Genomic DNA, 26,200 nt, shown 5'->3' with positions numbered 1-26,200 from the left:
CGGCTCGCCAGTGCCTGGTTACATGGCGCCGGAAATATTGACGACTTTTTGCTGGATCATCGTGGGCGCCGGCTTGCGAATCTGGCGCATCATGGCGTCGGCCAGTTCCAGCTGCTTGCGCAGGTCTGCCGTGGCATGATCCAGACGCTGGCGTTCGGCCCGGCTGTCCCGATCGGTGCGAACCATGTCGCGCAGGCGGCGGATCTGGTGCTCAAGCAGCTGTTTCTGTTCCATGGAGAACTGCATGATTGGCAGCAGGGCTTCGTGTGGCCAGCGCTCTACATCTTTGCGCACCCGGCCATGCAGCGTACGGGCCTCGCTCACCATCACATTGAAGAAGCGGCGGACCACCGTTGACTGTTCCGACAGCAGATTCTTCGGGTTATTGCGGAAACGTCGGGCTTTCTTGCGCAATTCACGAATGGCAATCACATGCCGGCCGGCCCGTAGCGGAATGGGCTCCAGGTGCCGGGCGCGGGTGTCTTCGTTGTATCTGCGATAGATGGCGCCTACCATTTTCTCCGCGAGCCGCCCTTCGCTCAGCAGGTTAGTGAGGTCGCTCTCCAGGAGTTCGAAAAAGTGTTCCATGGCCCGGTTCATGCCGGCCGTGGTCCAGCTTTTCGACATCATTTTCCGTACCTGGCTGGCGTGCTGCTCAAAGCGATCTTCGCTGACCAGCTTGGTGAGCATGTCACCCTGGGATTCCATCAGTCGACGCGATGAACGCAGAGTGATCAGCTTCTTGTAGTAGAAGTCATAATCCTTCTGGGCCCGTTCCGCGAGCCGGGACAGCGCAGCCTTGTCGAGGGTGGCGCCGGCGCAGGCCTGGCGTTCTTCTTCCAGGGCATCCAGGCGGTACTGCATGGCCGCCTGGCTGTTCTGTAGCATTCCCAGCAAGTCGTTGATCAGGTTCTGGGTAATCAGCTGCTCCTTATGCATCAGGATGCGCTGAATGATCAGCTGCTCCAGCTTACCGATGTTGGAGCGGTCGAACAGGTTGTTGTCTTTGCGAACCCGTGCCAGCAATCCCTGTTTTGCAGAGAGAGGAATAACGTCCTGCTGGCGGATGCCCAGATGGTCCGCGGTGTAGTTGCGAACACGGTCAATGGATTCCTGGGTGTGCTTCTCGCCCTGAAGGTCGTCCCATAGAACGTCGATCTTGTTGAGAACTGCAAACCGGCCGGCCCGGTGGTCGGCGTGCTCGGTATCGATATGCTCTTTCCAGATAGTCATGTCACTGGCTGTGACGCCAGTATCCGCGCTGAGCACAAAGATAACGGCATGGGCCCGGGGCAGCATGCTGATGGTCAGTTCGGGTTCCGAGCCAAGGGCGTTCAGGCCCGGAGTATCAAGAATGCGCAGGCCGCGCTCGAACAGGGGGTGGCGAATGCTGATCTGGGCATTACGCCAGGCCGGTACCAGCACATTACCGGGATTATTGCGATCGTGTTCCAGCATGGCCTCGTCGAAGCCCAGCTCCCGGGCCTCTTCCGGGCTCACGCTCTTGATCCGGGCAACTTCCGCCAGCACTTCGCGCATGACGTCCGGATTGCGCTCGTCGAGCTCATGCCGAATCCACTGTTCCGGCTTCTTGCGCAGCTGCTGCAGAGACAGATCACCCATGCGGGTTTCGATCGGGAGCAGAAGCAGATAGTTCTGGTTGGCGCTGCGATCAAAAAACAGCTCGGTCGGACACATGGTGGTGCGCCCGGCCTGGGATGGCAGCATGCGCTGGCCGTATTCCGAGAAAAACAGGGCGTTGATCAGCTCCGTCTTGCCACGGGAGTATTCACCAACAAAAGCAATGGTCAGCTCATCTTCAATGAGCAGCTCCAGTCCGTGACGAATACGGGTGCTGACGTCTTCTGAAAACAGGTTGTTATCCTGCAGCCACAGCCGATAGCGGCCAATCTGCCGGATCAGTTCCTTTTTCCAGTTGTGATACGCCTCAACCTGCTGCGACAGAGTTCCCTGCGGGTTCATCGGATAATCCTTCTGCGCGACTTCCGGGTATGTCCTGGGTGAGTCGGTGATGGTGAACACGTGTCGCCAATCGCTCGCCCAGATTAAATGCGTTTAATAATAACCTGTTTTGTTAATGTTTGAGGGTGCGCGAGTCGGCATTTCCGGGAAAGGACCTGAGTTTTCTATCAAAAAGGCCAGCAATTCAGTGGGTTGAATTGCTGGCCATCGATAGTAACAAATCAGTGTATTGTGTAACGAAATGTATATTCGAGACGCGTGTTACATTCCGAGCCCGATTGAGCCCAGTCCGGCCGCCACTTTCATGTGATCAATGACCACGGTAATCACGTTCAGAATCAGGAACACGATGATTGGCGAAAGATCCAGACCGCCCATGGAGGGCATGATATTACGCACGGGTCGCATCACCGGTTCGGTGATCTGGGCCACCAGTTGAATGGCAGGGTGGCCACTCTGGGGGGCGATCCAGCTGACCACTACCACGGCAATGACCGACCAGAAGTAGATCTTCACGATCAGGCTGAGCACGTTCAGTACGGCCCAAACCAGCAGAGTAACCGGATTGATGGCGGGAATGCCGCCGTTCAGTGCGACCAGAATGAGGAAGAAGGTAATGGCCTGGATTAAAACCGCCAATACCAGGGATGCGCCGTCAATGCCGCCCCAGCCCGGAATGAAACGCCGCAGGGGACGCAGTGGCGGGTTGGTGGCCTTGACTACAAATTGTGAAATGGGATTGTAGAAATCCGCCCGCGCCAGCTGCAACAGAAACCGCAGCAAAACGATGGTCATATAGAAAGTGGACGCAATCAGCAGGATCGTAATAACAATATCTGCCAGCATGAAGCTGAGTCTCCGTTATCGGTTACTGTTTATCGGCCAGTTCTCTGGACATCTCGCGTGAGCGCTCGAAGGCAGCGCTGTAGGCTTTTTTCACCAGATCGCGCAGGCCGCCTTCCTCGAAGGTGTTGATGGCGCGTTCAGTGGTGCCGCCAGGGGACATCACGTTGCGTTTGAGCTGGCCGGGATCATCCTCGCTGCGCGCGGCCATCTCGGCGGCCCCGGCCATGGTCTGAATGGCGAGGGCGCGAGCCGTTTCGGACTCAATGCCGGCTTCGGTTGCGGCGGACTCAAGTGCTTCCAGCATCAGGAAGAAATAAGCGGGGCCGCTGCCGGAAAGGGCGGTGACACTGTGCAGAAGGTTTTCGTCGTCAACCCACAGTGCCGAGCCGATGCTCTCGAACACTTTCTGTACCGCATTTCTTTGATCGTCTTTCACCTGGCTGTTGGCGAACAGACCGGCGGCCCCTTTGCCCACCAGAGACGGGGTGTTGGGCATCACCCGAACCAGCGGCAGCCCGCCACCAAGCCAGGTATCCAGTGTGTCGGCCGTCAGCCCGGCCGCAATGGAAACCATCAGCGGGCGGGTGTTCTGAACTACCGGGGCAATGTCCCGGCAAACGTCGCCCATCACCTGGGGTTTGACCGCAAGCACCACAATGTCCGCCTGCTGGGCGCAATAGCGGTTGTCGGTGGTAACACTGACGCCGAAGCGCTTGCGGATCGACTGAAGATGGCCGTCATCCGGGGCGCTCACCCAGATGTCGCCGGCCTGAAATCCGCTATCCAGCATACCGCCGATGATGGCGCTGGCCATGTTGCCGGCGCCGATGAAAGAGATGGTGGGTGATCTGCTCAAGGTTCACTCCCGGTCTTGATCGTTTGAATCGTTGGTTCGGATGATAGCAGGAACCGCAGCGTTCAGCTCTGGCTGTGTTTGGCCGGGCGGGCGCCGAACAGAGCCGTACCGACACGAACCCAGGTGGCACCTTCGGCAATAGCCATTTCCAGATCATCTGACATGCCCATGGAAAGGGTGTCCAGCGGGCCGGCTTCAGGATGCCCCTGCCGCAGCTTTGTCAGGGTGGAGGCCAGCTGCCGGAAGCTCAGCTGCAGCTCGGCCTCGGGTTGGTCCGGGTCCGGAATTGTCATTAATCCCCGCAGGCGCAGATTGGGCAGTTCGCCAATGGCCTCGAGCAGCTCATCAAGCTCGTCCAGCGTGCAGCCGGACTTGCTGTCCTCATTGTTGATGTTCACCTGCAGACAGATATTGAGCGGCGGCAGGGTCTCTGGCCGTTGTTCGCTGAGCCTGCGAGCGATCTTCAATCGATCCACACTGTGAACCCAGGCAAAGGCTTCGGCAATCTGGCGGGTTTTGTTGGACTGGATCGGCCCAATGAAATGCCACTCTATACCCTCTATGCCGGAGAGCGCCTGCATTTTGTCCAGGGCTTCCTGCAGGTAGTTCTCGCCAAACGCGACCTGTCCGGCCTCAAAAGCGGCCTTCAGATCCTCCGCCGGGCGGGTCTTGCTCACCGCCAGAAGACGCACGCTGCCGGGCTCCCGGCCAGCCTGCAATGTTGCTTTTTGTATGCGTCGGGTTACGCTCCCGATGTTGTCTGCTATGCTGCTCATAATGTGAGTTTGCCGCTTCTGGACTAAAAGAAAAAGCCCTCCGAGGAATCCTATGGATATTACTGAACTGCTTGCCTTTTCGGCCAAACAGGGTGCGTCGGATTTGCACCTGTCTGCCGGTTTGCCCCCAATGATTCGTGTCGACGGCGATGTGCGCCGGATCAACCTGCCCCCCATGGAACACAAAGAAGTGCACGGGTTGATCTACGACATCATGAACGACAAGCAGCGTAAGGACTACGAAGAGTTCCTGGAAACCGACTTCTCGTTCGAAGTCCCCGGCGTGGCCCGCTTCCGGGTTAACGCCTTTAACCAGAACCGCGGTGCTGGCGCGGTATTCCGTACGATCCCCTCGAAGGTTCTGACCATGGAAGATCTGGGCATGGGCCAGGTTTTCAAGGATATTTCTTCTGTGCCTCGTGGTCTGGTACTGGTAACCGGGCCTACCGGTTCCGGTAAGTCCACCACCCTGGCGGCGATGATGGATTACATCAACGATACCCGCTACGAGCACATCCTCACCATTGAGGATCCGATCGAATTCGTGCACGAATCCAAAAAGTGTCTGGTGAACCAGCGGGAAGTGCATCGGGATACCCTGGGTTTTAACGAAGCCTTGCGTTCGGCCCTGCGGGAAGACCCGGACATCATTCTGGTAGGTGAGCTCCGGGATCTGGAAACCATTCGTCTGGCACTGACCGCTGCTGAAACCGGCCACCTGGTATTCGGCACCCTGCACACCACCTCCGCCGCGAAAACCATCGACCGGGTAGTGGATGTATTTCCTGCGGAAGAAAAGTCCATGGTTCGCTCCATGCTGTCGGAATCACTTCAAGCGGTTATCTCCCAGACTCTGATGAAGAAAATGGGGGGTGGCCGTATTGCCGCCCATGAAATCATGATCGGCACCGCCGCCATCCGGAACCTGATCCGGGAAGACAAGATCGCCCAGATGTACTCGGCCATTCAGACCGGTGGTTCCCTGGGTATGCAGACGCTGGACCAGTGCCTGGAGCGCCTGTTGCAGAAAGGTCTGATCTCCCGCGAGGCTGCTCGGGCCAAGGCGAAGATGCCGGATAACTTCTGATACTGAAAACTGGGTAGAAAAATGGAATTCGAGAAACTGTTACGGCTCATGGTAGAAAAGGGTGGTTCAGACCTGTTTATCACAGCAGGGGTGCCTCCCAGCATGAAGGTGAACGGTAAGGTGTTGCCCGTTACCAAGAATGCCCTGACGCCAGAACAGACGCGGGAGTTTGTCTACGGCGCCATGAATGACAAACAGCGCGCCGAGTTTGAAGAAACCCACGAATGCAACTTTGCCATCAGTGCCCGGGGCATTGGCCGCTTCCGGGTGTCGGCCTTCTTCCAGCGCAACCTTTGCGGCATGGTGCTTCGCCGGATTGAGGTGAAAATCCCCCAGATTGACGATCTGTCGCTGCCGGAGATCATCAAGGATCTGGCCATGACCAAGCGTGGCCTGATCATGTTTGTGGGTGCAACCGGTACCGGTAAGTCCACCTCGCTGGCGGCCATGCTTGGCCATCGCAACCGTAACAGTCGCGGCCATATCATCTCCATCGAAGACCCGATCGAATTCGTGCATCAACACCAGGGCTGTATCGTGACCCAGCGGGAAGTGGGTATTGATACCGAAAGCTTTGAGGTGGCTCTGAAGAACACTCTGCGGCAGGCGCCGGATGTCATTCTGATTGGTGAGGTGCGGACACGCCAGACCATGGAATACTCGGTTCAGTTCGCCGAAACCGGCCACCTGTGTCTGGCCACCCTGCACGCCAACAACGCCAACCAGGCGCTGGACCGGATTATCCAGTTCTTTCCGCCGGAGCAGCACAACCAGATCTGGATGGATCTGTCTCTGAACCTGAAGGCCATCGTCGCCCAGCAACTGGTCCCGACGCCGGACGGCAAGGGGCGTAAGGCGGTTATCGAGGTATTGATCAATACCCCGCTGGTGGCAGACCTGATCCGCAAGGGCGAAGTGCACAAACTCAAAGAGCTGATGGCAAAATCGAACGAGTCTGGCATGCAGACCTTCGATCAGGCTCTGTACAAGCTGTATGCCGAGGGCTCCATCACCTACGAAGATGCCCTCGCGCACGCAGATTCCGCCAACGATCTGCGCCTGATGATCAAGCTGGGTGCTGACGCCCAGGGTGCAGACAAGCTGTCTTCCTCCGTCGACAAACTCACCATTCAGGACGACTGACGTCCTCGTCTTCCGCCCCCGTTCACCGGGGGCGGCATCTAATACCAAAGTTGTAATTGGTTAGCGGCGCGAACCAGTAGCTTTGGCATTTGAGGCAGTTGCCATGTGCTGCGTATACTCCGCGCGATTCTAAAAAAGGAGACACCATGCACAAAAATACCAACGCACTCGTAAAAGCGATCCGTTTGGCGACGCTGGCAGTCATAGCAGCACCAGCCAGTGTTCTGGCCGGCGGTTTTTCCCTGAACGAGCAGAGCGCCAGCCAGATGGGCGTGGCCAATGCCGGCGCTGCCGCCAACCCTGAGAACGCCACCACGGTTCTGTTCAACCCGGCCGGTATGAGCCAGCTTTCCGGCACCAATATTTCGTTTGGTGCGGCGGTGTTGGATATTGATGCTGAGGCAAAGCGCGCTGAAGCGCGTCGCAATGTCCCCGGTGTTGAGATTATGGCCGACGGCGAGCTCGGCGGCGATATTGCGGATCCTGCTGTCCTTCCAAACTTTTACATGACCCATGAGGTTAACGACAGCATCGACGTGGGCTTTGGTATTCATGCTCCTTATGGCCTGGCGGCAGACTATGAGGATGATTTCGTCGGACGGTTTTTTGCTGACAAGACCGAGCTGACCGCGATTGCTTTCACTCCGTCGCTCTCGGTGAACAACGGCAAAGGCCTTTCAATGGGCATTGGCCTCAACGTTATTTATGCCGAAGGACGTCTGACCCGTTCTCAGGACCTCGCCGGGCAAGTGTATCCGCAAGCTCTGCAAGCGGCGCTGGGTCAGGGCCTACCGATGGCTCAGGCTGACCAGTTCGCCCGCCAGACCGTGGCAGGGATGGACGATCCATATGCGGACATTGAAGGGGACGATATTGGTGTTACCTTCCGTGTGGGTTTTCTCTACGAACTCGATGACAGAACACAGTTTGGTCTGAGTGCCCAGACAGGCACAGAGCTCGAACTCAAAGGCGACGCGGAAATCAGCGGTGTGCCGGTTCCCGGGCAGCCCGGTGTGACGACAACGCTGAGCGAAAAGGTAGAGGTACCGCTGGCGATTCCGGAGGCCATTACGGTTGGTGCTCGCCATCGTCTGACCGATGACATTACGCTGCTGGCTGGTGCCACTTATGCACGGTGGAGTCGCTTCGAGGAGCTTGACATCGTCAGCCGTGAATCCGGTGGTGCAGTAACCAATGCACCCCAGGAAGGAGCTATCCTCAGCCACATCACCGAAGAGTGGAAGAACACCTGGCAGTTCAATGTGGGTGGCATCTGGCAGGCAACCCCGGAATGGGCGCTGAAAGCTGGCTATGCCTGGGATGAGTCTCCGGTGGATGATTACCTGACCGCCAGGATTCCATCCAGTGATCGTCACTGGTTGACCCTGGGTGCGCAGTGGAAGGATGTCCAGAGCGGGTGGACTGTGGATGTTGCAGTAGGTACCTTGCTGTTCACGGACGATCCTTCGTTCACCGAGCGCAACTACCAGCACGCAAACCCGGATCAGGTCGCGAATCTGCCGGGAACCAATATCGAAGACCCGAGCTATTACAAGGCCAAGTATGAACTCAGCGCCTGGAGCGCCGCATTCGAAGTCAGCAAAGCCTTCTGATTCTCGAATAGCCCTCTGAGGCTGATTCCTTCCGGAATCAGCCCACCACCTGGCCCCGGTAGATCACCTTTTTCTGCCGGGGGCAGTCAGGTCCCGACATTTCCTCTGTAGCTTTTTTGGCACCTTCCTCCGCTATGGGTTGTCCGCGGTACATCCGTGGCGCAATTTCCTCTTCGATATTGGCGGTATTCAGCTCCGGCACTCTCTGCTTAAGCGCTTCCCAGGTATGAACCAGATGCTTTGAACGGGTTTTACGGGCGTACTCGGCCAGGTGTTGCTCCAGGCCATCTTCGTTAAGGTGCAGTTTTACGCCGAATTCAGACTGGATAAGCCGGCGGCACTGATGCACGAGTTTCAGAAGACTGGGGTCGAACAGCCAGTTGCGTTCGCTGGTTGCGGAATTCATCGCTTGGACCTCGCATTGGTGTCACTGCATGGGGCGAAGGGCCCCGAGACATCGGAGGACAATGCAGAATTCGTGCCTCTGTGCCGATAGCCGTCTTTGCTGGTGTCTGCGATGGTGTGAGCGGAGAGCCTGCCCTGTTTCTGTGCCCGGAGGCAGGATGTTGTTCAGAAACAGGGCGTTATCCGAAGCTGCGGAGTGTTTAGTGAGCCTGGTCCCAGTTGTCACCCACACCAGCTTCCACCAGCAGTGGCACATCCAGGCTGGCGGCGGCGGACATGCGCTTGACCAGGCCTTCTTTGACTTTGTCTACGGCTTCTTCGCGAACTTCGATGATCAGTTCGTCGTGGACCTGCATGGTCATGCAGGCATCGTTGGCGTGTTCGCGGCGCAGCCAGTTGTCTACCTCAATCATGGCCCGCTTGATGATATCGGCGGCCGTGCCCTGCATGGGCGCATTGATGGCAGTGCGCTCGGCGGCCTGCTGCAGCTGCTTGTTACGTGCGTTGATCTCCGGCAGGTACAGGCGGCGGCCGTAGAGCGTTTCCACGTAGCCGTCGTCATGGGCCTGTTTGCGGATGTTGTCCATGTATTTGAGTACGCCGGGGTAACGCTCGAAATACCGGTCGATGTATTCCTGGGCGGTTTTTCGGTCCACTTCCAGCTGGCGCGAAAGTCCGAATGCCGACATGCCGTAGATCAGCCCGAAGTTGATCGCCTTGGCACTCCGACGCTGGTCGCCGGTTACCTCATCCACCGCCACGCCGAAAACTTCGGCTGCGGTGGCCTTGTGAATGTCTTCGCCGTGTTCGAACGCGGTCAGTAGGCCTCTATCGCCAGACAGGTGAGCCATGATGCGAAGCTCAATCTGGGAGTAGTCAGCGGCCAGCAGCTTGTAGCCTTTCGGGGCAATAAATGCCTGGCGTATGCGTCGGCCTTCCTGGGTCCGAATCGGAATGTTCTGCAGGTTGGGTTCCGATGAAGACAAACGTCCTGTCGCTGTCACTGCCTGGTGATAGGAAGTGTGCACTCGCCCGGTGCGGTGGTGGATAAGCTCGGGCAGGGTGTCAGTATAAGTGGACTTCAGCTTGCTCAGGCTGCGGTGCTCGACAATCAGCCGGGGCAGTTCGTGCTCGTGGGCCAGCTCCTGCAGAACCGGCTCGGCCGTCGATGGCGCGCCCTTTGGTGTCTTCTTGATGACCCGCAGGCCAAGTTTGTCGTAAAGGATGGCCTGCAATTGTTTGGTTGAGCCCAGGTTGAAAGCTTCGCCGGCAACCTCGTGCGCTTCCTTCTCCAGTTCCGCCATGCGCTCGGCAAGTTCCTGGCTGTGCTGGCGCAGCGTGCTGGCACTGATCAGAGTGCCCCGCTGTTCCATCCGGGACAGCACCGGGACCAGCGGCAGGTCGATTTCCCGGTAGACAGATTCCAGTTTGCCGGTGTTTTTCAGCTTCGGGGCAAGAGTCTGGTGCAGGCGCAGGGTGATGTCAGCGTCTTCGGCGGCGTAGGGCCCCGCTCTTTCCAGATCGATCTGGTTGAAGGTCAGTTGCTTGGCGCCTTTGCCCGCAATCGATTCGTAGGTGATGGTTTCTTCATCAAGATAGGTTCGGGCGAGGCTGTCCATGTCGTGGCGGGTGCCGACCGAATTCAGTACGTAGGACTCCACCATGGTGTCCTCGGCGATGCCCTCCAGCTGTATGTCATGGTTGGCCAGCACGTTTTTGTCGTACTTGAGGTTCTGCCCGACCTTTTTGTGTTTCGGGTCTTCAAGCAACGGCTTCAGCTGTTCCAGTACCGAGTCACGGTCCAGTTGCTCCGGCGCACCCATATAATCATGGCCCAGTGGCACGTAAGCGGCCTTTCCTGGCTCGACGGCAAACGACACGCCGACAATTTCGGCATCCATGTAGCGGAGGCTGGTGGTTTCGGTGTCGAAGGAGAACAGATCGGAATCTTTGAGTTTCTTCAGCCACTGGTCCAGGTCCGCCTGCTCGGTAATGACCTGATATTGCTTCTCCACCGAAGGTTTCGGCTGTGGCTGGCTGTTCTGGGAGCCGTCGTCTGATGACGAGCCGTTTTCCAGTTCCGCGATCCAGGTGCGGAATTCGTACTCTTTGAAGAGCTCCAGCAGACTGGCGTCGTCCTGCTGGCGTTCCTGAAGATCTTCCAGCCCGAATTCGAGTTCCACATCGGTCCGGATGGTGGCCAGCTCTCGGCTCAGGGGCAGGGTGTCGGTTGCTTCCCTGAGGTATTCGCCGATCTTGCCCTTGATTTCGTCGGCATGTTCAATGAGGTTGTCGAGGTTGTCGTAGCTCTGCAGCCATTTGACGGCGGTTTTCGGGCCGCATTTGTTTACACCGGGAATGTTGTCGACTTTGTCACCCACCAGGGCCAGGTAATCGATGATCTGCTCCGGGGTAACACCAAACTTTTCAACGACCCCGTCCCGGTCCATGGCGGTTTCGGTCATGGTGTTGATAAGGGTAACGTGGTCACTGACCAGTTGGGCCATGTCCTTGTCGCCGGTAGACACGACCACATCGATGCCCTTGCTGGTGGCTTCATGGGCCAGGGTGCCGATGACATCGTCGGCCTCGACGCCGGGCACGATCAACAGCGGTAAGCCCATCGCCCTGACAATCTCGTGAATGGGCTCAATCTGTACCGCCAGATCATCCGGCATGGGGGGGCGATTGGCTTTGTATTCCTCATACATGTCGTGCCGGAAGGTCTTGCCCTTGGCATCAAACACCACCACGGTTTTCGAACCCGGAAAGTCCTGTTCAATGCGCCGCAACATGCTGATTACGCCTTTGATGGCGCCAGTCGGGTGATTCTTGCTGGTGGTTAGTGGCGGCAGGGCATGGTAGGCACGGAACAGGTAAGACGATCCGTCCACCAGAACCACGGGAGGGTTGGTTTGTTCAGTCATATCAAAACAGGTCCGGATTCTGATTGAAGCGTGGATTGGCTTGTGCAACTCTAGCCAGAAAGATGAACCAAAGGGTACCACGAAAATGAAACGAATCGCCTGTTCCGCCCTGCTATGGGGCTGCTTCTCTGCGCCGTTGCTGGCCCAGGATGAAGGGGCTCTGGATGCCACTCCGGTGGTTACCCCTCAGGAACCTGTGGTTATTTCCGATTACCAGCCGCCGGAGGGTGGTGCGGAGATTGTTATTCGCCCCGGCGAGAAAGAAGTGTTTTATGAGTATCGGGTGAATGGCCAGCTAATGGAGATTAAAGTGGTGCCTGAAATTGGCCCGGAATACTACCTGGTGCCGGCCGACGGCGGTGGCTGGGTTCAGGATACCGAGTCCGACCTGCTCGTGCCCAGTTGGGTGATCTTCCGCTGGTAATCCGTCCTTCCGGTCAGATCAGGTTGACCTCAACCGGATCTGATCGCCTGCTTTCCAGGCCATCCACATCAATGGTTGTGATCGAGAACTCGTAGGCGCCCGGCTGCATCTCCGACAGGGTGTATCGGGTTTTGCTGCCATCGTTCAACGGAATGACGCTGAAGCTGTCCTGATGTTTCAGTCGGTAGTAGATGCGGTAACCGGCAATCTGGCCAGGCGTCAGTGCTGAGCCGTCTTCACGGGTGAGCGGTGGGTTCCAGACCAGGGTTTTCGGGATGTCGGCGCCAGGTGGCTGTGGCGTTTCCTGGTCGCCCGGCTGGCTTTGGCCGAGCGTGGCAAGCAGGTCGCCCTGCGCCTGTTTCAGGCGGTTGTTTGCCACCTCTGAAGCGCGTTTCGAATCCAGTTTACTGGCGCGCGTGTCTTCCTGGCAGCCGGCCAGAAGTATGGCGAACAGGCAAAGGAGTGTGGCCGCGGTTCGTGACAGCGGACTGGGATAAAGCGTTCTCTTCATAACTACTCGCATACGGGGCGCTGCAGGCGCGCCCTCTGGTATTCGTTCGTATGGAGCCTGAATACAACCGGGAGACGGGCTTCGTTAAAACAGTGTGCGATTATGCCAGCGAGTATTCTGTGATCAAGTGAATAATCGGTAAAAACCCCTATCTGTGTTTAGTATGAACATTCTAATTTTTGGCCGTACTTTGGTAGGTGAAAGTTACCAAAGGCTCTGCAAAACGCGGTGCCGAAACGACTCGGAAAACAGGGAGAACCACCATGGGTAAACTGAAATCCTATCAGGAACAGCTGCAAGACATCGTTGAGAAAGGCATCAACGCGGCTGAAGAGCAGCAGAAGAAGCTGGCGTCCAAGCCGTTTGATTATGCAGAAAAGCTGGAAGCGGAAGCGCGTGAGTACAGCGTAAAGACCCTGCGCAAGCGTTACAACGGCTACTCCGAGAACCTGTTCGAGCAGCTGCGTTCGCTGAACTCCCGCTTTGGCAATTTCGCCGCTGAGCTGGTTGCGAAGCTGGAAAAAGAAGCTGCCGAAGGTGCGGACGCCGTTTCTGAAGCAGCCGACGATGTTTCAGAAGCCGCTCAGGATGCCAAGAAGTCCGTAACGGCCAAGAAGCCGGCTGCGCGCAAGACCACTGCCCGCAAGCCTGCAGCCAAGAAAACCACTGCCGCCACGGCTTGATTCGGCGAGTTGGTGAGTCATACGCAAAGGGCGCTCGGTTGAGCGCCCTTTGTCATTAGTGGAGCTTAGTTTTCTTCCGGCTCCAGGGGGAGTGTTCGTGTCTCCCCGGTGATTTCTTCCAGGCGCTTGATGTCTGATTCGTAGGCCTTTTTCATTTCGCCGATATCCTGCCGCTGAGCGGAAATCTCCCGCTCGATATCTCGAATCTGGGCTTCGAGCCTGCGGATTTTCTCCAGCGTCGTTTCCGGGATGTCCCGGCCAGCGCGCTCCATATCCGCCGCGCGGCTCTGCTCGCTGTCGAGCTGGCTGGAAATTACTGAAATGTTCCCGCGCTTCAGCTGGATAATGCCTTCCAGTTCGCGGATCTTGCGATGCATGGCGCGCACAGCCTGATCCGGATGGCTGAAGCGTTTCAGGAGCAGACGATCCTGCTCCTGCTGGATTTCCAGTTGCTTCTGGCGCTCTTTCTCCGCTTCCCTGGCGGCGATTTCTTCGGCGGTAGGGGCGGGGGCAACGGTCTCGACCACCCGGCCGTTGTTGCTCAGGATATCGTAACCACGTTTGGTCGCTTCCTGGGGAATGGTGTTGCTGATAACCAGCCGTCCGTTTTCATCCGTGTAACGGTACATGGTTGCCTGGGCGCCGGCCGCAAACAGCAGTCCGAAGGCCGCAACGCCGGCAACAACAGGAGAAACGGTCAGATGGTGACGCATTCATCAGACTCCGTAGCGGTCCCGGTAGCTGGCCACGTTCTCCGCATGGCCGGCAAATTCCGGATTGGACTTCAGGTAGTCCAGTACCTGTTCAAGACGAATGATGCTGACAACGGGGATGCCGAACTCTTTCTCGACTTCCTGGATGGCGGACAGTTCACCGTTGCCCTTTTCCTGTCGGTCCAGGGCAATCAGCACCCCGGCCGGTTCGGCTCCGGCGGCCCGGATGATGTCGATAGATTCCCGGATGGCCGTGCCTGCGGTAATCACGTCGTCAACAATCAGTACCTTACCTTGTAGTGGGGCGCCAACAATATTGCCACCCTCACCATGATCTTTCTTTTCTTTGCGGTTAAAGGCAAAAGGTTTGCTGTTACCGTCTGTTGCAAGTGCCATGGCGGTTACCGTGGCCAACGGAATGCCCTTATAGGCAGGCCCGAAAATGATGTCATAATCCAGCCCGCTGCGTGCTATCGCAGCGGCATAGGCCTTGCTTAACTCAAGCAGGTCGTTTCCGGTGTTGAACAGTCCGGCATTGAAGAAGTAGGGGCTGGTGCGCCCGGATTTGAGTGTGAATTCTCCAAAACGCAGCACATTCCGCTGGATGGCAAACTCAATGAATTTTTGCTGATAGTCATGCATGGCAAGGCTTCTGGCGGGGTTTGATCTTTAATTAAAGCGTAAAAACGGTATCATACACACAAACCGAATCAGGGAACACGTATGCGGGTAGTATCAATCAGCGTCAATGGTCTTGAGCAGGCTGTTGAAAAGGGTTTTTTTGACTGGCTTGCCGAACAGGACGCTGATGTGGTCTGTGTGCAGGACCACCGCATGCGCGCCTACGAAATTGAAGACAGGAACCTGATTCCGGAAGGCTACGAGGCCTACTTCATTGATGGTGAACTGAACGAACACGGTGGTGTCGGCATCTACACCCGTCATTTCCCGAAGGCCATCATGTATGGCTTTGCCAATGAGCAGGCAGACCGGGAAGGCCGCTTTATCCAGGCCGACTTCGACAAGGTTTCCGTTGCCTGCGTGCTCGCGCCCTGTGCCCTCGGCCGCGAGGAAGAACTGATCGGTGAAGACGACCTGACAGTGCTCGATCACAAAGACGAGTTCATGGAAGCCTTTGGCATTCATATGCAGAAAACCCTGCGCAAACGTCGTCAGTTTATTCTATGCGCGAATCTTCAGACCGCTCATCATGTAACCGACGCAAGCCCGCTTTATCACAAGACCGATTTCTCCGGTTTCCTGCCCCATGAGCGGGCATGGCTGGATCGTTTGTTTGATGAAATGGGCTGTATTGATGCGTTCCGCGAGATCAACAAGCAGAGCAATCAGTTCACCTGGTGGCCGGAGCAGACTGAGGGTTCCCGTAAGAAAGCGGGTATCCGGGTGGATTATCACCTGCTGACGCCGGGTATTCGAAAGACCATTCGCGATGGCTGGATTGATGACGAGACCCGGTTCTCTGATCATGCCCCTGTGATCATGGATTACGATATCGAAATTGGCTTCTGAGCTTTGGGATAGTCGGTCGCGTGTCCGGAGGGGGAAGCCTTTCCGGAACACGCTACAAGCACATCCCTGTGCGCTCGACTCCGGCCATCCCTGGCCGGAGACGGTCCCGGAAAGGCTTCCCCCTCCGAACCCGCTAGCTTTCAGTAGGCCGTCAGGCCTATGCGCTCAAAGCTTCTTTCTGCAGTTCAAACAACTGATCAATCGCTTTCCTTGCCAGCGCCAGCATGGCGTCCAGTTCTGCCTGCTCGAACGGCGCACCTTCCGCAGTTCCCTGGATTTCAATGAAGCCGCCCTGATCGGTCATGATCACGTTCATGTCAGTTTCAGCTTCGGAGTCTTCCGGGTAGTCCAGATCGGCTACCGGGGTGCCCCTGTAGACACCGACCGATACCGCCGCCACCATCTGTTTGAGAGGTGATTTCTTCAGGCGTTTCTCTTTTACCAGGTGATTCAGCGCGTCTACCAGGGCCACGCAGCCACCGGTGATCGCAGCAGTGCGGGTGCCGCCGTCGGCCTGGATCACGTCACAGTCGATGGTGATGGTGTGTTCGCCCAGCGCTTCGAGGTCCACTGCGGCGCGCAGGCTGCGGCCGATCAGGCGCTGGATTTCCACGGTGCGGCCACCCTGTTTTCCACGGGCAGCTTCCCGGCCCATGCGGCTGCCGGTGGAGCGGGGCAGCATGCCGTACTCGGCGGTGATCCAGCCTTTGCCTTCGCCGCGCAGGAACGGTGGTACTTTGTTCTCGACAGAGGCAGTACAGATCACCTTGGTATCGCCGAATTCCACCAGCACCGAGCCTTCGGCGTGGCGCGTGTAGTTCCGGGTGATGCGGACGTCTCTGGGTTGCTCAGGCGTTCTGCCGCTTGGTCGCATAGTGTGTCCTGTTTCTGAATATGAATGTCCGGCTGGTGCCGGTCGGGCGTTTTGAAAGGGCAACGAGTATAGCATGTAGCAAGTGCCCGGCGGGGGACGCTGCGTGCCCCTTTGGTCGGGTTCGCCGCTCCGGGTGTTTGCCTGTTAAACTCGATGTTCCTTTGACGAACACTGGAGTCACTATGATCCGCAGCATGACTGCTTTTGCCCGCAAGGACGCCCAGGGTGACTGGGGTACTCTTACTTGTGAGATTCGTACCGTGAATCACCGCTATCTGGAACCTTCGTTCCGATTGCCGGAGGCTTTTCGTGAGCTTGAAAACAGGTTTCGGGAGGAATTGCGCAAGCAGGGCTTGAAGCGGGGCAAGGTCGATATCTCCATGCGCCTGCAGTCGGCCGAGAGTGATGTCCAGGGCTTTGAAATCAGTGATGAGTTGGCCCGGGCTGTGAATGAGGCGGCCAATCATATCAACCGTATGCTGGATAACCCGGCCCACATCAATGCGCTCGATATTCTGCGCTGGCCGGGGGTGATGTCTCTGCCCGAAAAGGACTACAGCGCGGCGAAGGAGGCAGCGGCAGATCTGTTTGCCGATACCGTGGATGAGTTGACGAGTGTGCGCGAACGGGAAGGCGAGCGCTTGAGGCCGTTGTTCGAGGATCGTCTGGCCACCATGGGTAAGCTGGTGGCTGAGGTGCGTGAGAAAATGCCGCAACTGCTGGCCGCCCAGGAGCGGAATCTGAAAGACCGATTCGAGAAGGCGAAAGTGGAGCTGGATCCGGAGCGTGTGGCCCAGGAAATGGTCATGCTGGCCCAGAAAAGTGATGTGGCGGAGGAGCTGGACCGGCTGGATGCCCACATCAGTGAGGTTGCCGACACCCTGAAGAACGACGATGCTATCGGCCGGCGCCTGGATTTTCTGATGCAGGAGCTGAACCGCGAAGCCAACACCCTCAGCAGCAAAAGCATTGATGCGGCGGTTACCCGTATTGCGGTGGATCTCAAGGTGTTGATCGAGCAGATGCGGGAACAGGTGCAGAATCTGGAGTGAGGTATAAGCCGGGGCGGTTGGTGCCTCCCCGGCGTTCGTGCGGTTTACTCCGCCGGCTTGATGGCGAGCAGGTCGGTCCGCAAATGCGTCAGCACCTTTTCGGCCGTGTTGCCGATGACACGGGCGGCCAGGCCGGTTTTACCGGTGGTGCCGACGACGACCATGTCGGCCTTGATCCGGTTGGCAACACTGGGAATGATCTTTTGAGCAGGGCCAGATTCGATGTGGACCTGTTCCGGCATCAGGTGCCAGGTGTTGCACAGGTGTTCAATCTGCGGTTTCAGGGCCGCTTCCCGTTTTCTGGCGTGGGCCAGAGGGTCGATGATGTCCAGGTCGGCCAGAACCACCGAGGTATGAAGTGCGTGCACCAGGTGCAGCTCTGTTTCCAGAGCCTTCGCCAGATGCCAGGCGCGATCAATGATGCGATTGTTCAGGGCTTTCTTCACGGGTTTGTCGGAGCTCAGGTCCACCGCCGCCAGGATTGGCCGAGCCTTGTTCCATTTGTTCTCCGCCACCAGCATCACCGGTGACGGGCACTCGCGAATCAGGTGCCAGTCAGTTGGGGTATACAGGAAGGTTTCTGAGCGATGGCCCGTCTTTACCACGACACCAACGTTCTCTTTCTGGCACTGGGCAATTACCCACAGGTGAATGTGCTTTTCCCAGACCGTTCGGGCATGGATCTTCAGATCATTGCAATCGGCCAGCGCCAGCATCTGTTCCAGCCATTTCTGGCGATGTTCCATGAGCGCCTGTCGGGCCCGTTGTTGTACCTCCGGATCGCCCGGCAGTGCATCCAGATATTCATGCACAAACGCCACGACCTCCACCGCTGCGCCCGTTGCCCGGGCCAGTGCCACGCCACGGGCGAGGGCGGTTTGGTCTTTATGGTGGTGATCCATGATGATCAGGAGTTTTTCCATGGCGGTATCCGTTTACTGTGGGTGTTTGCGTTCATACTAACAGCTGAACCCGGGCCGGGATGCGGAGATAAGTCAAACCCCGTATAATTTGCCGCTTTCTGGCCATGCGTGTTGGCCGCAAACTGTTGTTCAGGAGTCTTCAAGCCATGAAGCAGGCCGGTGGGCAGGGTACCCTGTTTGTGATTTCCGCTCCTTCCGGCGCGGGCAAGACCAGCCTCGTGTCGGAAATGCTCCGTCAGGATTCCCGGCTGGGGGTGTCGGTATCCCACACCACTCGCCCGATGCGCGATGGAGAGCAGGATGGCGTGAACTATCACTTCATCAGCCGGGATGAGTTCGAGGCCATGATTGCCCGGGGTGATTTCCTGGAGCATGCGGATGTTTTCGGCAACTACTATGGCACCTCCCAGGTGTGGGTGCGGGAAACCCTGGCTACCGGGCAGGATGTGATCCTGGAGATTGACTGGCAGGGGGCGGAACAGGTGCGCCGGCTGATTCCGGAATGTGTGAGCATTTTCATTGTGCCGCCCTCGGCTGAAATCCTCCGCCAGCGACTTGTTGGGCGTGGTACTGACGCGCCGGAAGTCATCGAACGGCGGCTGTCGGAGGCGGAGGAAGAGTGCCGGCACGCGGTCGAGTTTGATTACCTGGTGGTCAACGATGACTTTGCGGTGGCATTAGCTGATCTGCTGGCCATTGTCCGCAGTCAGCGGCTGAAAATGGCCACCCAGCAGGTTCGCCACGGTGAGTTGCTGCGGGACTTGTCCGCTCACGGGTGATGGTGGTTTTCACTGTATACAAATTGAGCCGGGGCCAGTAAACTACGCGGTCTGCTAAATCAGTGATTCTTTTTGTTCGGGGAAGATAATGGCACGAGTTACCGTTGAAGATTGTCTGGAAAACGTAGATAACCGATTCCAGCTGGTCATGCTGGCCACCAAACGCGCCCGCCAGATCGCCACCAAGGGTGCCGAGCCGATGGTTGCGGAAGAGAATGATAAGCCGACCGTTATTGCCCTGCGTGAAATTGCAGAAGGCAAGGTGACCCGCGATCTTCTGCTGGAAGAAGACGACGACTGAGTTCGTCCGGTTGCCGGCGATGCGTAAAAATACGTGCCGGTAATTGAGAAGCATTGAAATCTGCCTTCGCAGTTTTATAGTGTAACTATAGAACTTGCCAGGAAGGACAACGGAAGCCCGGATGCACGCATTCGGGCTTTTTTGTCCCCGGTACACTGACAACGATGGAGGCGCGGTGGTCGCAGCAGAGGCAACGGTAGAAGAACTGGCCAGAGAGCTCAGTTCCTACCTCGATACCAATCGCATCAATCAGGTGCGACGGGCTTACTATTACGCCGAACAGGCCCACGAAGGCCAGATGCGTAAAAGCGGCGACCGTTATATTACCCACCCCCTGGCTGTGGCCGGAATTCTTGCCGACCTCCGGCTCGACCATCAGAGCCTGATGGCAGCCATGCTTCACGATGTCATTGAAGATACCGGCATTCCAAAAGATGCGCTGGCGGAACAGTTCGGAGAGGATGTGGCCGAGCTGGTAGATGGTGTCTCCAAACTGACCCAGATTGAGTTCCGCTCCCGGGCGGAGGCCCAGGCGGAAAACTTCCAGAAGATGACCCTGGCCATGGCCAAGGATATCCGGGTGATTCTGGTGAAGCTGGCGGATCGTCTGCACAACATGCGCACCCTTGGCCCCATGCCGTACGAGAAGCGCCTGCGTATTGCCACTGAAACCCTTGATATCTATGCGCCCATTGCCAATCGCCTGGGCATGCATTCCATCTGTACCGAGCTTGAAGATCTGGGCTTTTCCTCGCTTTATCCCATGCGCGCCAAGTACATTTCCAAGGCGGTGGAGAAGCTTCGTGGCAGCCACCGGGAGATCATTGAAGACATCCGGGGAAAATTGCAGGAAAAGCTGGAGGAGCGTGGGCTTCCGGGCCGCATTCTGGGGCGGGAGAAACACCTGAACTCCATTTATAACAAGATGAAGTTCAAGCAGAAATCCTTCCATGAAATCATGGATGTGTATGCGTTCAGGATCATTACGGATACCGAGGATAACTGTTATCGCATACTTGGTGCCGTACACAATCTCTACAAGCCACTGCCCGGGCGTTTCAAGGATTACATTGCCATGCCCAAGTCGAATGGCTATCAGTCCATTCACACTACCTTGTTCGGCATGCACGTGAACATCGAGATCCAGATCCGGACCGAGGAAATGGAGCACATTGCCAACAATGGTATTGCTGCCCACTGGATGTACAAAAACGAAGCCTCCGGCGTGACCACCATCAATCAATCCCGGGTAGATCGGTGGGTGAAGGGGCTCATGGAAATGCGCGAACGCGCGGATGATTCCATGGAGTTCATTGAACACGTCAAGGTCGATCTGTTCCCGGACGAGATCTATGTGTTTACGCCCAAGGGCCGGATCATGGAGCTGCCAAGCGGGGCCACCCCGGTGGACTTCGCCTATGCAATCCATACCGATATCGGCAATGCCTCTGTGGCGTGTCGGATCAATCGCAATCTGGCATCTCTGAGTCAACCGCTGCAAAGCGGGCAGACGGTGGAAATCATCACCGCGCCCGGCGCCCGCCCGAATCCTGCCTGGCTCAGCTTCGTGGTGACCGGCAAAGCCCGAAGCAGTATCCGGCATGTGCTCAAAACCCGTAAGCGGACCGAGTCCATGGAGCTGGGTCGCACCCTGCTCAAACGTTCGCTCAAGGGTTTTGGTGCCAAACTGTCGGATATCAGCGATGCCCAGAAACAGGCGGTGGTTAATCACAACCAGGTCAACAGCTTTGATGATCTGATCAGCGATATTGGTCTGGGTAACCGTATGGCCTATCTGGTGGCCCGTCAGTTGGTGTCTGGCAATGACGTGATGGACGCGCCGGCCAACCTGGAAAATGCCCCGGACAGCAAGCAGGGCGCCGTCACCATACGCGGCACCGAAGGGCTCTTGGTGCGCTTTGCCAATTGTTGCAAACCCATTCCCGGGGACCCGGTGGTTGGTGTGATGGACTCCGGCAACGGTATGGTGATTCATTCAGATACCTGTTCCCGCCTGCCGGAGGACGATGAAGGCCGTGCCCGGCTGACCCACCTGAAGTGGGCCAAGGACATTACCGATGAATTCTCGGTGGAGCTTCGGGTTGAACTGGAGCGCCAGCGCGGGGTGATTGCCGAAGTAGCGAACGCCGTTGCCATGGCAGACGGAAACATCGAGCGCATCAGTGTGGAAGACCAGAACGCGCGCTTCGGCATCGTCAGCCTCGTGGTGCATGTGAATGGCCGCAAGCATCTGGCGCGGGTGATGCGCAGGGTCCGGAATATTCGTGCAGTGACCCATATCGGCCGGGTTCGGCACTGAGACCTTTGCGTGGTTGACAGTGGCTACGCCCAAAGGTGACGATTGGCGTTTTGGAAAAGAGGAAATTGCAGGTCATGACCAACAAATCTGTTATCCAGACCGAAAACGCCCCTCAGGCGATTGGTACCTACTCTCAGGCTGTTAAAGCCGGGGACACCGTGTATCTGTCTGGCCAGATTCCGCTGGACCCGGAAACCATGGAAGTGGTGGCGGGCGACTTTGCCGCCAAGACCCGTCAGGTGTTCGAGAACCTGAAAGCCGTGTGTGAAGCGGCCGGTGGCGAGCTGAAGGACATCGTCAAACTGAATATCTACATGACGGACCTGGCCAACTTCGCCACTGTCAACGAGATCATGGCCACCTATTTCCAGGAGCCGTATCCGGCACGCGCCGCCGTCGGTGTAGCCGCGCTGCCGAAAGGCGTTCCGGTGGAAATGGAAGCCGTTATGGTGCTCAGCTAAGCGTCAGAGCTTGCTGATCATCTCCCGGTACCCCGCCCGATAGTCGGGGTACCGGAATTCAAAGCCACTCTGAAGCAGTTTTCGATTACTGCAGCGCTTGCTACCGGCCCGCCCGCCTTTACGGGCGCCTTCCACCGGGGCTTTGCACGGCACCTGAGTCCGCACCCAATCAACCACCTCATCCAGCCGAACCGGCTCGCAATCACTGGCGACGTACAGTGGCTCCAGGTCCTCACCGTTCAGGGCTTTTTGCGCAAGCCATGCCACAGCGTTGGCGGCATCCACTTCGTGTATGCGATTGCTGAAAGGTGCGGGTGGTTGGGGATTCATGCGGCCTTCCAGGACTTCCTCAAGAAAACGCTGACGGCTGGGGCCATAAATGCCACTGAAGCGAACAACGGTGGCGGGATGCCCGCTGTTCAGGGCGGTACGTTCGCCCTGGAGGATTTGTTGACCAGTGAACCGGTCCGGATCGGCAGGGCTGTTCTCATCGACCCAGCTGTCATCATTCTGCGCAAAGACGCTGGTGCTGCTGATGAAGATCAGCCGTTTGAGGGATTGCTCACCGATGACGTTGAGCAGGTTCTTGAGACCAGTGACATAGGCTTGATGATAACCCTCTTCGTCGTAGCTGGATGGCGTCAGGCAATAGACGACGATGTCCAGGTGTTCCGGAAGCTTGCCAGCCATGGATTCCGGGTGGGTCAGATCTGCCCCGATCCCGGTCACTCCCTGGGGAACCCGATCCGGGTTGCGGCGCAGCCCGTATACGTCTCCGGCGCCCAGCAGAACCGTGGCAATGTCACCTCCGAGCTTGCCGCAGCCCGCCACCAGAATTTGTGCCTTTTGCTTGTCATCAGTCATTGCCATAGACAATTTCAATCCTTATCCTTTGGCTGATAAAGTAAGTGAAACTTCGACCTGAGTACGTCAACCGGAGCTCACCATGACCCTCACCGAGTTACGATACGTTGTTACGCTTGCCCGGGAAAGGCATTTTGGCCGTGCCGCAGAGCGCTGTCATGTCAGCCAGCCGACCCTTAGCGTTGCGGTTAAAAAGCTGGAGGATGAGCTCGGTATCCCATTGTTCGAGCGCAGCAAAAGCAGTATTCGGGTGACCGAAGTTGGCCAGCGTATCATTGAGCAGGCCCAGCGGGTTCTGGACCAGGTGGGCGTGATCAAGGATATGGCGCAGGACGGCAAGAATCAGCTCAATTCGCCATTGAAGGTCGGCGCGATTTACACCATCGGACCCTACCTGTTCCCGCATTTATTACCGGAGCTGCGCAGAGCGGCGCCAGACATGCCCCTGTACATAGAAGAGAACTACACCGCCAGCCTGCGCCAGAAGCTGCGGCACTCAGAGTTGGATGCCATCATCATTGCCCTGCCGTTTGAAGAGCCGGAAGTAGTAACCCTGCCGCTTTACGATGAGCCGTTTGTGGTGCTGCTGCCAGCAGATCATCCGCTGACAGAGAAAGAGCAGGTGACGGCCGAAGAGATGGCGAAAGAGCAATTGTTGCTGCTCGGGCCCGGCCACTGTTTCCGGGATCAGGTGCTGGAGTCATGTCCGCCCCTGGTGGATGCCATCACCAAACGGGCGGATAACGGCAGACCGGAGCTGGTGACCGAGGGCAGTTCGCTGGAAACCATCCGGCACATGGTGGCCTCCGGTCTGGGAATCACGGTACTGCCGCTGTCGGCCGCCACTGCCATCAAATACCAGGAAGATATCCTTGCGGTGCGGCCTTTTGCGGCGCCGGTGCCTTTCCGAACCGTGGCGCTGGCCTGGCGTGTAACCTTCCCGCGGCCCAAAGCCATCGATGTACTGTCACTGGCGGCTAGCCAGTGCCGGGTGATTGAAAAAGCCAAAACCGACACACCGGCGGTTGCTGAAAGCGCCTGAGGGCCGTATGACGTCACTGGAGGACATCCCGGTAACCCAGCTCAAGGGCGTAGGAAGCGCCCTGGCGGAAATACTTGCCAGGCTGGGCATCCACTCCATTCAGGATCTCCTGTTCCATCTTCCCTACCGTTATGAAGACCGCACCCGTGTAGTGCCCATGGGCAGCCTGCGTATCGGCGATATTGCCGTTGTGGAAGGTGAGGTCATGAAGGCCGACCTGGTGATGGGGCGTCGGCGCAGCCTGCAGGTGACGTTGCGGGATGACACCGGGTTTCTGGTGATGCGGTTTTTTCACTTCAATGCCGCCCAGAAAAACCAGCTTGCTGAAGGCACGCGAGTACGCTGTTTCGGCGAAGTGCGACCGGGCCGGGCCGGTTACGAATTCTACCATCCGGAGTACCAGACCAATCCACCTCCCATGCCGTCGGCCGAACAGGCGACGCTCACGCCGGTGTATCCGCTGACCGAGGGCATTCAACAGCCCCGGGTCAGGGGGCTGTGTCAGCAGGCCCTGAGCTATCTGGATCGCTACCCCATCAAGGACTGGCTGCCCCCGGCACTGCTGGCGGACTACCAGTTGCCCGGCATAACCGAGGCTGTTCGCCTGGTGCATTTGCCTCCGGCCGGCGCCCCGGTGCATCTGCTGGTAGAGGGAAAGCATCCGGCTCAGCAGCGGCTGGTGATGGAGGAGTTGCTGGCGCATCAGCTTAGCCTGTTGCAGGTCCGGGAGCAGATACAGGCCCGGGAGGCCTTGCCGCTGCTACCAGCGGGAGACCGGGCAGAGCGATTTCTGGAGCAACTGCCGTTTAGTCTGACCGGTGCCCAGCGCCATGTGATGGCCGATATCCGGCAGGATCTGAGCCAGCCGGTGCCGATGCTTCGCCTGGTTCAGGGAGATGTCGGCTCGGGTAAAACCGTGGTTGCCGCCTTGTCGGCCCTGCAAGCCATCGAAGCCGGCGCCCAGGTTGCCTTGATGGCACCTACCGAGATTCTGGCGGAGCAACACTATCAGAATTTCCGTAATTGGCTGGAGCCATTGGGTGTGGAGCTGGTCTGGTTGTCGGGGAAGGTGAAAGGCAAGGCCCGGCAGTCAGCATTGAATGCGGTCGCCGAGGGCCGTGCTCAGATTGCCATTGGTACCCATGCTCTGTTTCAGGATGACGTGGTATTCCAGCGCCTGGCGCTGGTAATTGTCGACGAACAGCACCGGTTTGGCGTGCACCAGCGGCTGGCCCTGAGAGAGAAAGGGGTTGGCGGAACGCTGGCGCCGCACCAGTTGATCATGACGGCGACGCCCATACCGCGAACCCTGGCCATGAGCGCTTACGCCGACCTAGATACCTCCGTGATTGATGAGCTGCCACCAGGGCGTAAGCCCATTGAAACGATTGTGCTGCCGGAGAGTCGCCGGGACGACATCATTGAGCGGGTACGCAAGGCCTGCAGGGAAGGGCGGCAGGCCTACTGGGTATGCACTCTGATTGAAGAATCCGAGGCGCTTCAGTGCCAGGCGGCGGAAGTGACCGCCCAGGAGTTGGTTGAGAGGTTGCCGGACCTGTCCATTGGCCTTGTTCATGGCCGCCTGAAAGCCCAGGAAAAAGCCGCGGTAATGGAGCGTTTCAAAGACGGTGAACTGGACTTGCTGGTAGCTACCACGGTGATCGAGGTCGGCGTGGATGTGCCCAATGCCTCTCTGATTATTATCGAGAACCCGGAGCGGCTCGGGCTGGCGCAGTTACATCAGCTGCGGGGCCGGGTTGGCCGCGGTGAGCAAGCCAGTTTCTGCGTGCTGATGTATCACCCGCCCCTGTCCAATAATGGCAAGGCCAGGTTACAGGCGCTGCGGGACAGTCAGGATGGTTTCTTTATCGCCGAAAAGGATCTTGAGATTCGGGGGCCTGGAGAAGTGCTGGGTACTCGCCAGACTGGCTTGATGCAGTTTCGCCTGGCCGATTTTGAACGCGACAAGGGTTGGATTGAACCCATTCGTGACATGGCTCCGAGCCTGATGAGGGAGCCTCGGGTAGTCTCAGCACTTATCAGACGGTGGCTGGGTGAGAAAATTCGTTATGGCGACGTATAGTGTT

At 57.6% G+C, this 26,200-nt stretch carries 25 protein-coding genes; 13 read left to right on the top strand and 12 right to left on the bottom strand.

Annotation, left to right across the window (positions count from 1 at the left end):
* Window positions 1-18: 18 nt before the first annotated feature.
* The 4 genes from ACAM27_RS00385 to ACAM27_RS00370 form a co-directional block, all read right to left on the bottom strand.
* A complete protein-coding gene (locus ACAM27_RS00385; RefSeq protein ID WP_369612395.1) occupies window positions 19-1,983 on the bottom strand; it encodes a dynamin family protein in 1,965 nt (654 codons plus the stop codon).
* Between the two features lie 261 nt (window positions 1,984-2,244).
* Window positions 2,245-2,829 (bottom strand): YggT family protein, encoded by a 585-nt coding sequence (locus ACAM27_RS00380; RefSeq protein ID WP_011784079.1) that lies wholly within the window; start codon window positions 2,827-2,829, stop codon window positions 2,245-2,247.
* Between the two features lie 22 nt (window positions 2,830-2,851).
* Window positions 2,852-3,685: a pyrroline-5-carboxylate reductase gene (gene proC / locus ACAM27_RS00375; protein ID WP_113879490.1), complete on the bottom strand. Its 834-nt coding sequence runs from the start codon at window positions 3,683-3,685 to the stop codon at window positions 2,852-2,854.
* A gap of 62 nt (window positions 3,686-3,747) precedes the next feature.
* Window positions 3,748-4,461, bottom strand: coding sequence for a YggS family pyridoxal phosphate-dependent enzyme (locus ACAM27_RS00370; protein WP_369612394.1), 714 nt, complete (start codon window positions 4,459-4,461; stop codon window positions 3,748-3,750).
* 52 nt (window positions 4,462-4,513) lie between these two features.
* Between ACAM27_RS00370 and ACAM27_RS00365 the strand changes: the two genes are divergently transcribed.
* From ACAM27_RS00365 to ACAM27_RS00355, 3 genes are all read left to right on the top strand, one after another.
* Window positions 4,514-5,548 (top strand): type IV pilus twitching motility protein PilT, encoded by a 1,035-nt coding sequence (locus ACAM27_RS00365; protein WP_011784082.1) that lies wholly within the window; start codon window positions 4,514-4,516, stop codon window positions 5,546-5,548.
* Between the two features lie 21 nt (window positions 5,549-5,569).
* Window positions 5,570-6,691, top strand: a complete 1,122-nt coding sequence (locus ACAM27_RS00360; protein ID WP_011784083.1) for a PilT/PilU family type 4a pilus ATPase — start codon at window positions 5,570-5,572, stop codon at window positions 6,689-6,691.
* 146 nt (window positions 6,692-6,837) lie between these two features.
* Window positions 6,838-8,304 (top strand): OmpP1/FadL family transporter, encoded by a 1,467-nt coding sequence (locus ACAM27_RS00355; RefSeq protein ID WP_369612393.1) that lies wholly within the window; start codon window positions 6,838-6,840, stop codon window positions 8,302-8,304.
* 37 nt (window positions 8,305-8,341) lie between these two features.
* Here the strand turns inward: ACAM27_RS00355 and ACAM27_RS00350 are convergent, their stop codons facing one another.
* Together ACAM27_RS00350 and polA are read right to left on the bottom strand one after the other, a co-directional pair.
* Entirely contained in the window at window positions 8,342-8,710 is a 369-nt protein-coding gene (locus ACAM27_RS00350) for a hypothetical protein (RefSeq protein ID WP_369612392.1), read from the bottom strand.
* A 199-nt stretch (window positions 8,711-8,909) separates the two neighbouring features.
* The gene (polA, locus tag ACAM27_RS00345) at window positions 8,910-11,636 is read right to left on the bottom strand and encodes a DNA polymerase I (RefSeq protein ID WP_369612391.1); all 2,727 of its coding nucleotides are present in this window, start codon (window positions 11,634-11,636) and stop codon (window positions 8,910-8,912) included.
* An 85-nt stretch (window positions 11,637-11,721) separates the two neighbouring features.
* Here polA and ACAM27_RS00340 point away from each other — a divergent pair, with 85 nt between their 5' ends.
* A complete protein-coding gene (locus ACAM27_RS00340; RefSeq protein ID WP_041654519.1) occupies window positions 11,722-12,060 on the top strand; it encodes a DUF2782 domain-containing protein in 339 nt (112 codons plus the stop codon).
* Window positions 12,061-12,073: 13 nt separating this feature from the next.
* Here ACAM27_RS00340 and ACAM27_RS00335 read toward each other — a convergent pair whose 3' ends face one another.
* Window positions 12,074-12,571 carry a fibronectin type III domain-containing protein gene (locus ACAM27_RS00335; protein WP_369612390.1) on the bottom strand — a complete coding sequence of 166 codons (498 nt, stop codon included), beginning with the start codon at window positions 12,569-12,571 and terminating at the stop codon, window positions 12,074-12,076.
* 263 nt (window positions 12,572-12,834) lie between these two features.
* Here ACAM27_RS00335 and ACAM27_RS00330 point away from each other — a divergent pair, with 263 nt between their 5' ends.
* Entirely contained in the window at window positions 12,835-13,254 is a 420-nt protein-coding gene (locus ACAM27_RS00330; RefSeq protein ID WP_011784089.1) for a hypothetical protein, read from the top strand.
* Window positions 13,255-13,319: 65 nt separating this feature from the next.
* On the opposite strand, the gene ACAM27_RS00325 is transcribed toward ACAM27_RS00330, so the two are convergent.
* Together ACAM27_RS00325 and pyrE are read right to left on the bottom strand one after the other, a co-directional pair.
* Complete coding sequence (locus ACAM27_RS00325; RefSeq protein ID WP_023008361.1) at window positions 13,320-13,967, bottom strand: DUF4124 domain-containing protein; 648 nt, start codon at window positions 13,965-13,967, stop codon at window positions 13,320-13,322.
* A gap of 3 nt (window positions 13,968-13,970) precedes the next feature.
* Window positions 13,971-14,609: an orotate phosphoribosyltransferase gene (gene pyrE / locus ACAM27_RS00320; protein WP_011784091.1), complete on the bottom strand. Its 639-nt coding sequence runs from the start codon at window positions 14,607-14,609 to the stop codon at window positions 13,971-13,973.
* 81 nt (window positions 14,610-14,690) lie between these two features.
* Here pyrE and ACAM27_RS00315 point away from each other — a divergent pair, with 81 nt between their 5' ends.
* On the top strand, window positions 14,691-15,497 hold the full coding sequence (locus ACAM27_RS00315; RefSeq protein ID WP_011784092.1) for an exodeoxyribonuclease III: 807 nt from the start codon (window positions 14,691-14,693) through the stop codon (window positions 15,495-15,497).
* 157 nt (window positions 15,498-15,654) lie between these two features.
* Here the strand turns inward: ACAM27_RS00315 and rph are convergent, their stop codons facing one another.
* A complete protein-coding gene (gene rph, locus ACAM27_RS00310; protein WP_011784093.1) occupies window positions 15,655-16,371 on the bottom strand; it encodes a ribonuclease PH in 717 nt (238 codons plus the stop codon).
* A gap of 182 nt (window positions 16,372-16,553) precedes the next feature.
* Between rph and ACAM27_RS00305 the strand changes: the two genes are divergently transcribed.
* The gene (locus ACAM27_RS00305; RefSeq protein ID WP_369612389.1) at window positions 16,554-17,423 is read left to right on the top strand and encodes a YicC/YloC family endoribonuclease; all 870 of its coding nucleotides are present in this window, start codon (window positions 16,554-16,556) and stop codon (window positions 17,421-17,423) included.
* 44 nt (window positions 17,424-17,467) lie between these two features.
* On the opposite strand, the gene ACAM27_RS00300 is transcribed toward ACAM27_RS00305, so the two are convergent.
* The gene (locus ACAM27_RS00300; protein WP_199453078.1) at window positions 17,468-18,346 is read right to left on the bottom strand and encodes a universal stress protein; all 879 of its coding nucleotides are present in this window, start codon (window positions 18,344-18,346) and stop codon (window positions 17,468-17,470) included.
* 146 nt (window positions 18,347-18,492) lie between these two features.
* Here ACAM27_RS00300 and gmk point away from each other — a divergent pair, with 146 nt between their 5' ends.
* The 4 genes from gmk (at window position 18,493) to ACAM27_RS00280 (ending at window position 22,207) form a co-directional block, all read left to right on the top strand.
* Window positions 18,493-19,125, top strand: a complete 633-nt coding sequence (gene gmk / locus ACAM27_RS00295) for a guanylate kinase (protein WP_023011593.1) — start codon at window positions 18,493-18,495, stop codon at window positions 19,123-19,125.
* A gap of 88 nt (window positions 19,126-19,213) precedes the next feature.
* On the top strand, window positions 19,214-19,426 hold the full coding sequence (gene rpoZ, locus ACAM27_RS00290) for a DNA-directed RNA polymerase subunit omega (RefSeq protein WP_011784168.1): 213 nt from the start codon (window positions 19,214-19,216) through the stop codon (window positions 19,424-19,426).
* 175 nt (window positions 19,427-19,601) lie between these two features.
* Entirely contained in the window at window positions 19,602-21,746 is a 2,145-nt protein-coding gene (locus tag ACAM27_RS00285) for a bifunctional (p)ppGpp synthetase/guanosine-3',5'-bis(diphosphate) 3'-pyrophosphohydrolase (protein ID WP_369612388.1), read from the top strand.
* Between the two features lie 74 nt (window positions 21,747-21,820).
* A complete protein-coding gene (locus tag ACAM27_RS00280) occupies window positions 21,821-22,207 on the top strand; it encodes a RidA family protein (protein ID WP_011784170.1) in 387 nt (128 codons plus the stop codon).
* Window positions 22,208-22,210: 3 nt separating this feature from the next.
* Here the strand turns inward: ACAM27_RS00280 and ACAM27_RS00275 are convergent, their stop codons facing one another.
* Window positions 22,211-23,077 (bottom strand): NAD-dependent epimerase/dehydratase family protein, encoded by an 867-nt coding sequence (locus tag ACAM27_RS00275; RefSeq protein WP_023008015.1) that lies wholly within the window; start codon window positions 23,075-23,077, stop codon window positions 22,211-22,213.
* A 76-nt stretch (window positions 23,078-23,153) separates the two neighbouring features.
* Between ACAM27_RS00275 and ACAM27_RS00270 the strand changes: the two genes are divergently transcribed.
* Together ACAM27_RS00270 and recG are read left to right on the top strand one after the other, a co-directional pair.
* Window positions 23,154-24,113, top strand: a complete 960-nt coding sequence (locus tag ACAM27_RS00270) for a hydrogen peroxide-inducible genes activator (protein WP_011784172.1) — start codon at window positions 23,154-23,156, stop codon at window positions 24,111-24,113.
* A 7-nt stretch (window positions 24,114-24,120) separates the two neighbouring features.
* Window positions 24,121-26,196, top strand: a complete 2,076-nt coding sequence (recG, locus tag ACAM27_RS00265; protein ID WP_023008014.1) for an ATP-dependent DNA helicase RecG — start codon at window positions 24,121-24,123, stop codon at window positions 26,194-26,196.
* Window positions 26,197-26,200 lie beyond the last annotated feature (4 nt).

Origin of the sequence: Marinobacter sp. RI1 (assembly GCF_041155085.1) — a bacterium.
In the GTDB taxonomy this organism is placed as follows: domain Bacteria; phylum Pseudomonadota; class Gammaproteobacteria; order Pseudomonadales; family Oleiphilaceae; genus Marinobacter; species Marinobacter nauticus.
This window is presented reverse-complemented; position numbering and strand designations above follow the sequence as displayed.

What these genes read in the sequence shown, in the direction of transcription:
- ACAM27_RS00355 (WP_369612393.1), top strand. Translation starts at nt 6,838, where the DNA reads ATGCACAAAAATACCAACGCACTCGTAAAAGCGATCCGTTTGGCGACG.
- ACAM27_RS00270 (WP_011784172.1), top strand. Translation starts at nt 23,154, where the DNA reads ATGACCCTCACCGAGTTACGATACGTTGTTACGCTTGCCCGGGAAAGG.
- polA (WP_369612391.1), bottom strand. Translation starts at nt 11,636, where the DNA reads ATGACTGAACAAACCAACCCTCCCGTGGTTCTGGTGGACGGATCGTCT.
- ACAM27_RS00380 (WP_011784079.1), bottom strand. Translation starts at nt 2,829, where the DNA reads ATGCTGGCAGATATTGTTATTACGATCCTGCTGATTGCGTCCACTTTC.
- ACAM27_RS00325 (WP_023008361.1), bottom strand. Translation starts at nt 13,967, where the DNA reads ATGCGTCACCATCTGACCGTTTCTCCTGTTGTTGCCGGCGTTGCGGCC.
- rpoZ (WP_011784168.1), top strand. Translation starts at nt 19,214, where the DNA reads ATGGCACGAGTTACCGTTGAAGATTGTCTGGAAAACGTAGATAACCGA.
- ACAM27_RS00360 (WP_011784083.1), top strand. Translation starts at nt 5,570, where the DNA reads ATGGAATTCGAGAAACTGTTACGGCTCATGGTAGAAAAGGGTGGTTCA.
- gmk (WP_023011593.1), top strand. Translation starts at nt 18,493, where the DNA reads ATGAAGCAGGCCGGTGGGCAGGGTACCCTGTTTGTGATTTCCGCTCCT.
- ACAM27_RS00275 (WP_023008015.1), bottom strand. Translation starts at nt 23,077, where the DNA reads ATGGCAATGACTGATGACAAGCAAAAGGCACAAATTCTGGTGGCGGGC.
- ACAM27_RS00280 (WP_011784170.1), top strand. Translation starts at nt 21,821, where the DNA reads ATGACCAACAAATCTGTTATCCAGACCGAAAACGCCCCTCAGGCGATT.
- ACAM27_RS00350 (WP_369612392.1), bottom strand. Translation starts at nt 8,710, where the DNA reads ATGAATTCCGCAACCAGCGAACGCAACTGGCTGTTCGACCCCAGTCTT.
- recG (WP_023008014.1), top strand. Translation starts at nt 24,121, where the DNA reads ATGACGTCACTGGAGGACATCCCGGTAACCCAGCTCAAGGGCGTAGGA.
- ACAM27_RS00340 (WP_041654519.1), top strand. Translation starts at nt 11,722, where the DNA reads ATGAAACGAATCGCCTGTTCCGCCCTGCTATGGGGCTGCTTCTCTGCG.
- ACAM27_RS00370 (WP_369612394.1), bottom strand. Translation starts at nt 4,461, where the DNA reads ATGAGCAGCATAGCAGACAACATCGGGAGCGTAACCCGACGCATACAA.
- ACAM27_RS00305 (WP_369612389.1), top strand. Translation starts at nt 16,554, where the DNA reads ATGATCCGCAGCATGACTGCTTTTGCCCGCAAGGACGCCCAGGGTGAC.
- ACAM27_RS00330 (WP_011784089.1), top strand. Translation starts at nt 12,835, where the DNA reads ATGGGTAAACTGAAATCCTATCAGGAACAGCTGCAAGACATCGTTGAG.
- pyrE (WP_011784091.1), bottom strand. Translation starts at nt 14,609, where the DNA reads ATGCATGACTATCAGCAAAAATTCATTGAGTTTGCCATCCAGCGGAAT.
- ACAM27_RS00335 (WP_369612390.1), bottom strand. Translation starts at nt 12,571, where the DNA reads ATGAAGAGAACGCTTTATCCCAGTCCGCTGTCACGAACCGCGGCCACA.
- rph (WP_011784093.1), bottom strand. Translation starts at nt 16,371, where the DNA reads ATGCGACCAAGCGGCAGAACGCCTGAGCAACCCAGAGACGTCCGCATC.
- ACAM27_RS00300 (WP_199453078.1), bottom strand. Translation starts at nt 18,346, where the DNA reads ATGGAAAAACTCCTGATCATCATGGATCACCACCATAAAGACCAAACC.
- ACAM27_RS00365 (WP_011784082.1), top strand. Translation starts at nt 4,514, where the DNA reads ATGGATATTACTGAACTGCTTGCCTTTTCGGCCAAACAGGGTGCGTCG.
- ACAM27_RS00385 (WP_369612395.1), bottom strand. Translation starts at nt 1,983, where the DNA reads ATGAACCCGCAGGGAACTCTGTCGCAGCAGGTTGAGGCGTATCACAAC.
- ACAM27_RS00315 (WP_011784092.1), top strand. Translation starts at nt 14,691, where the DNA reads ATGCGGGTAGTATCAATCAGCGTCAATGGTCTTGAGCAGGCTGTTGAA.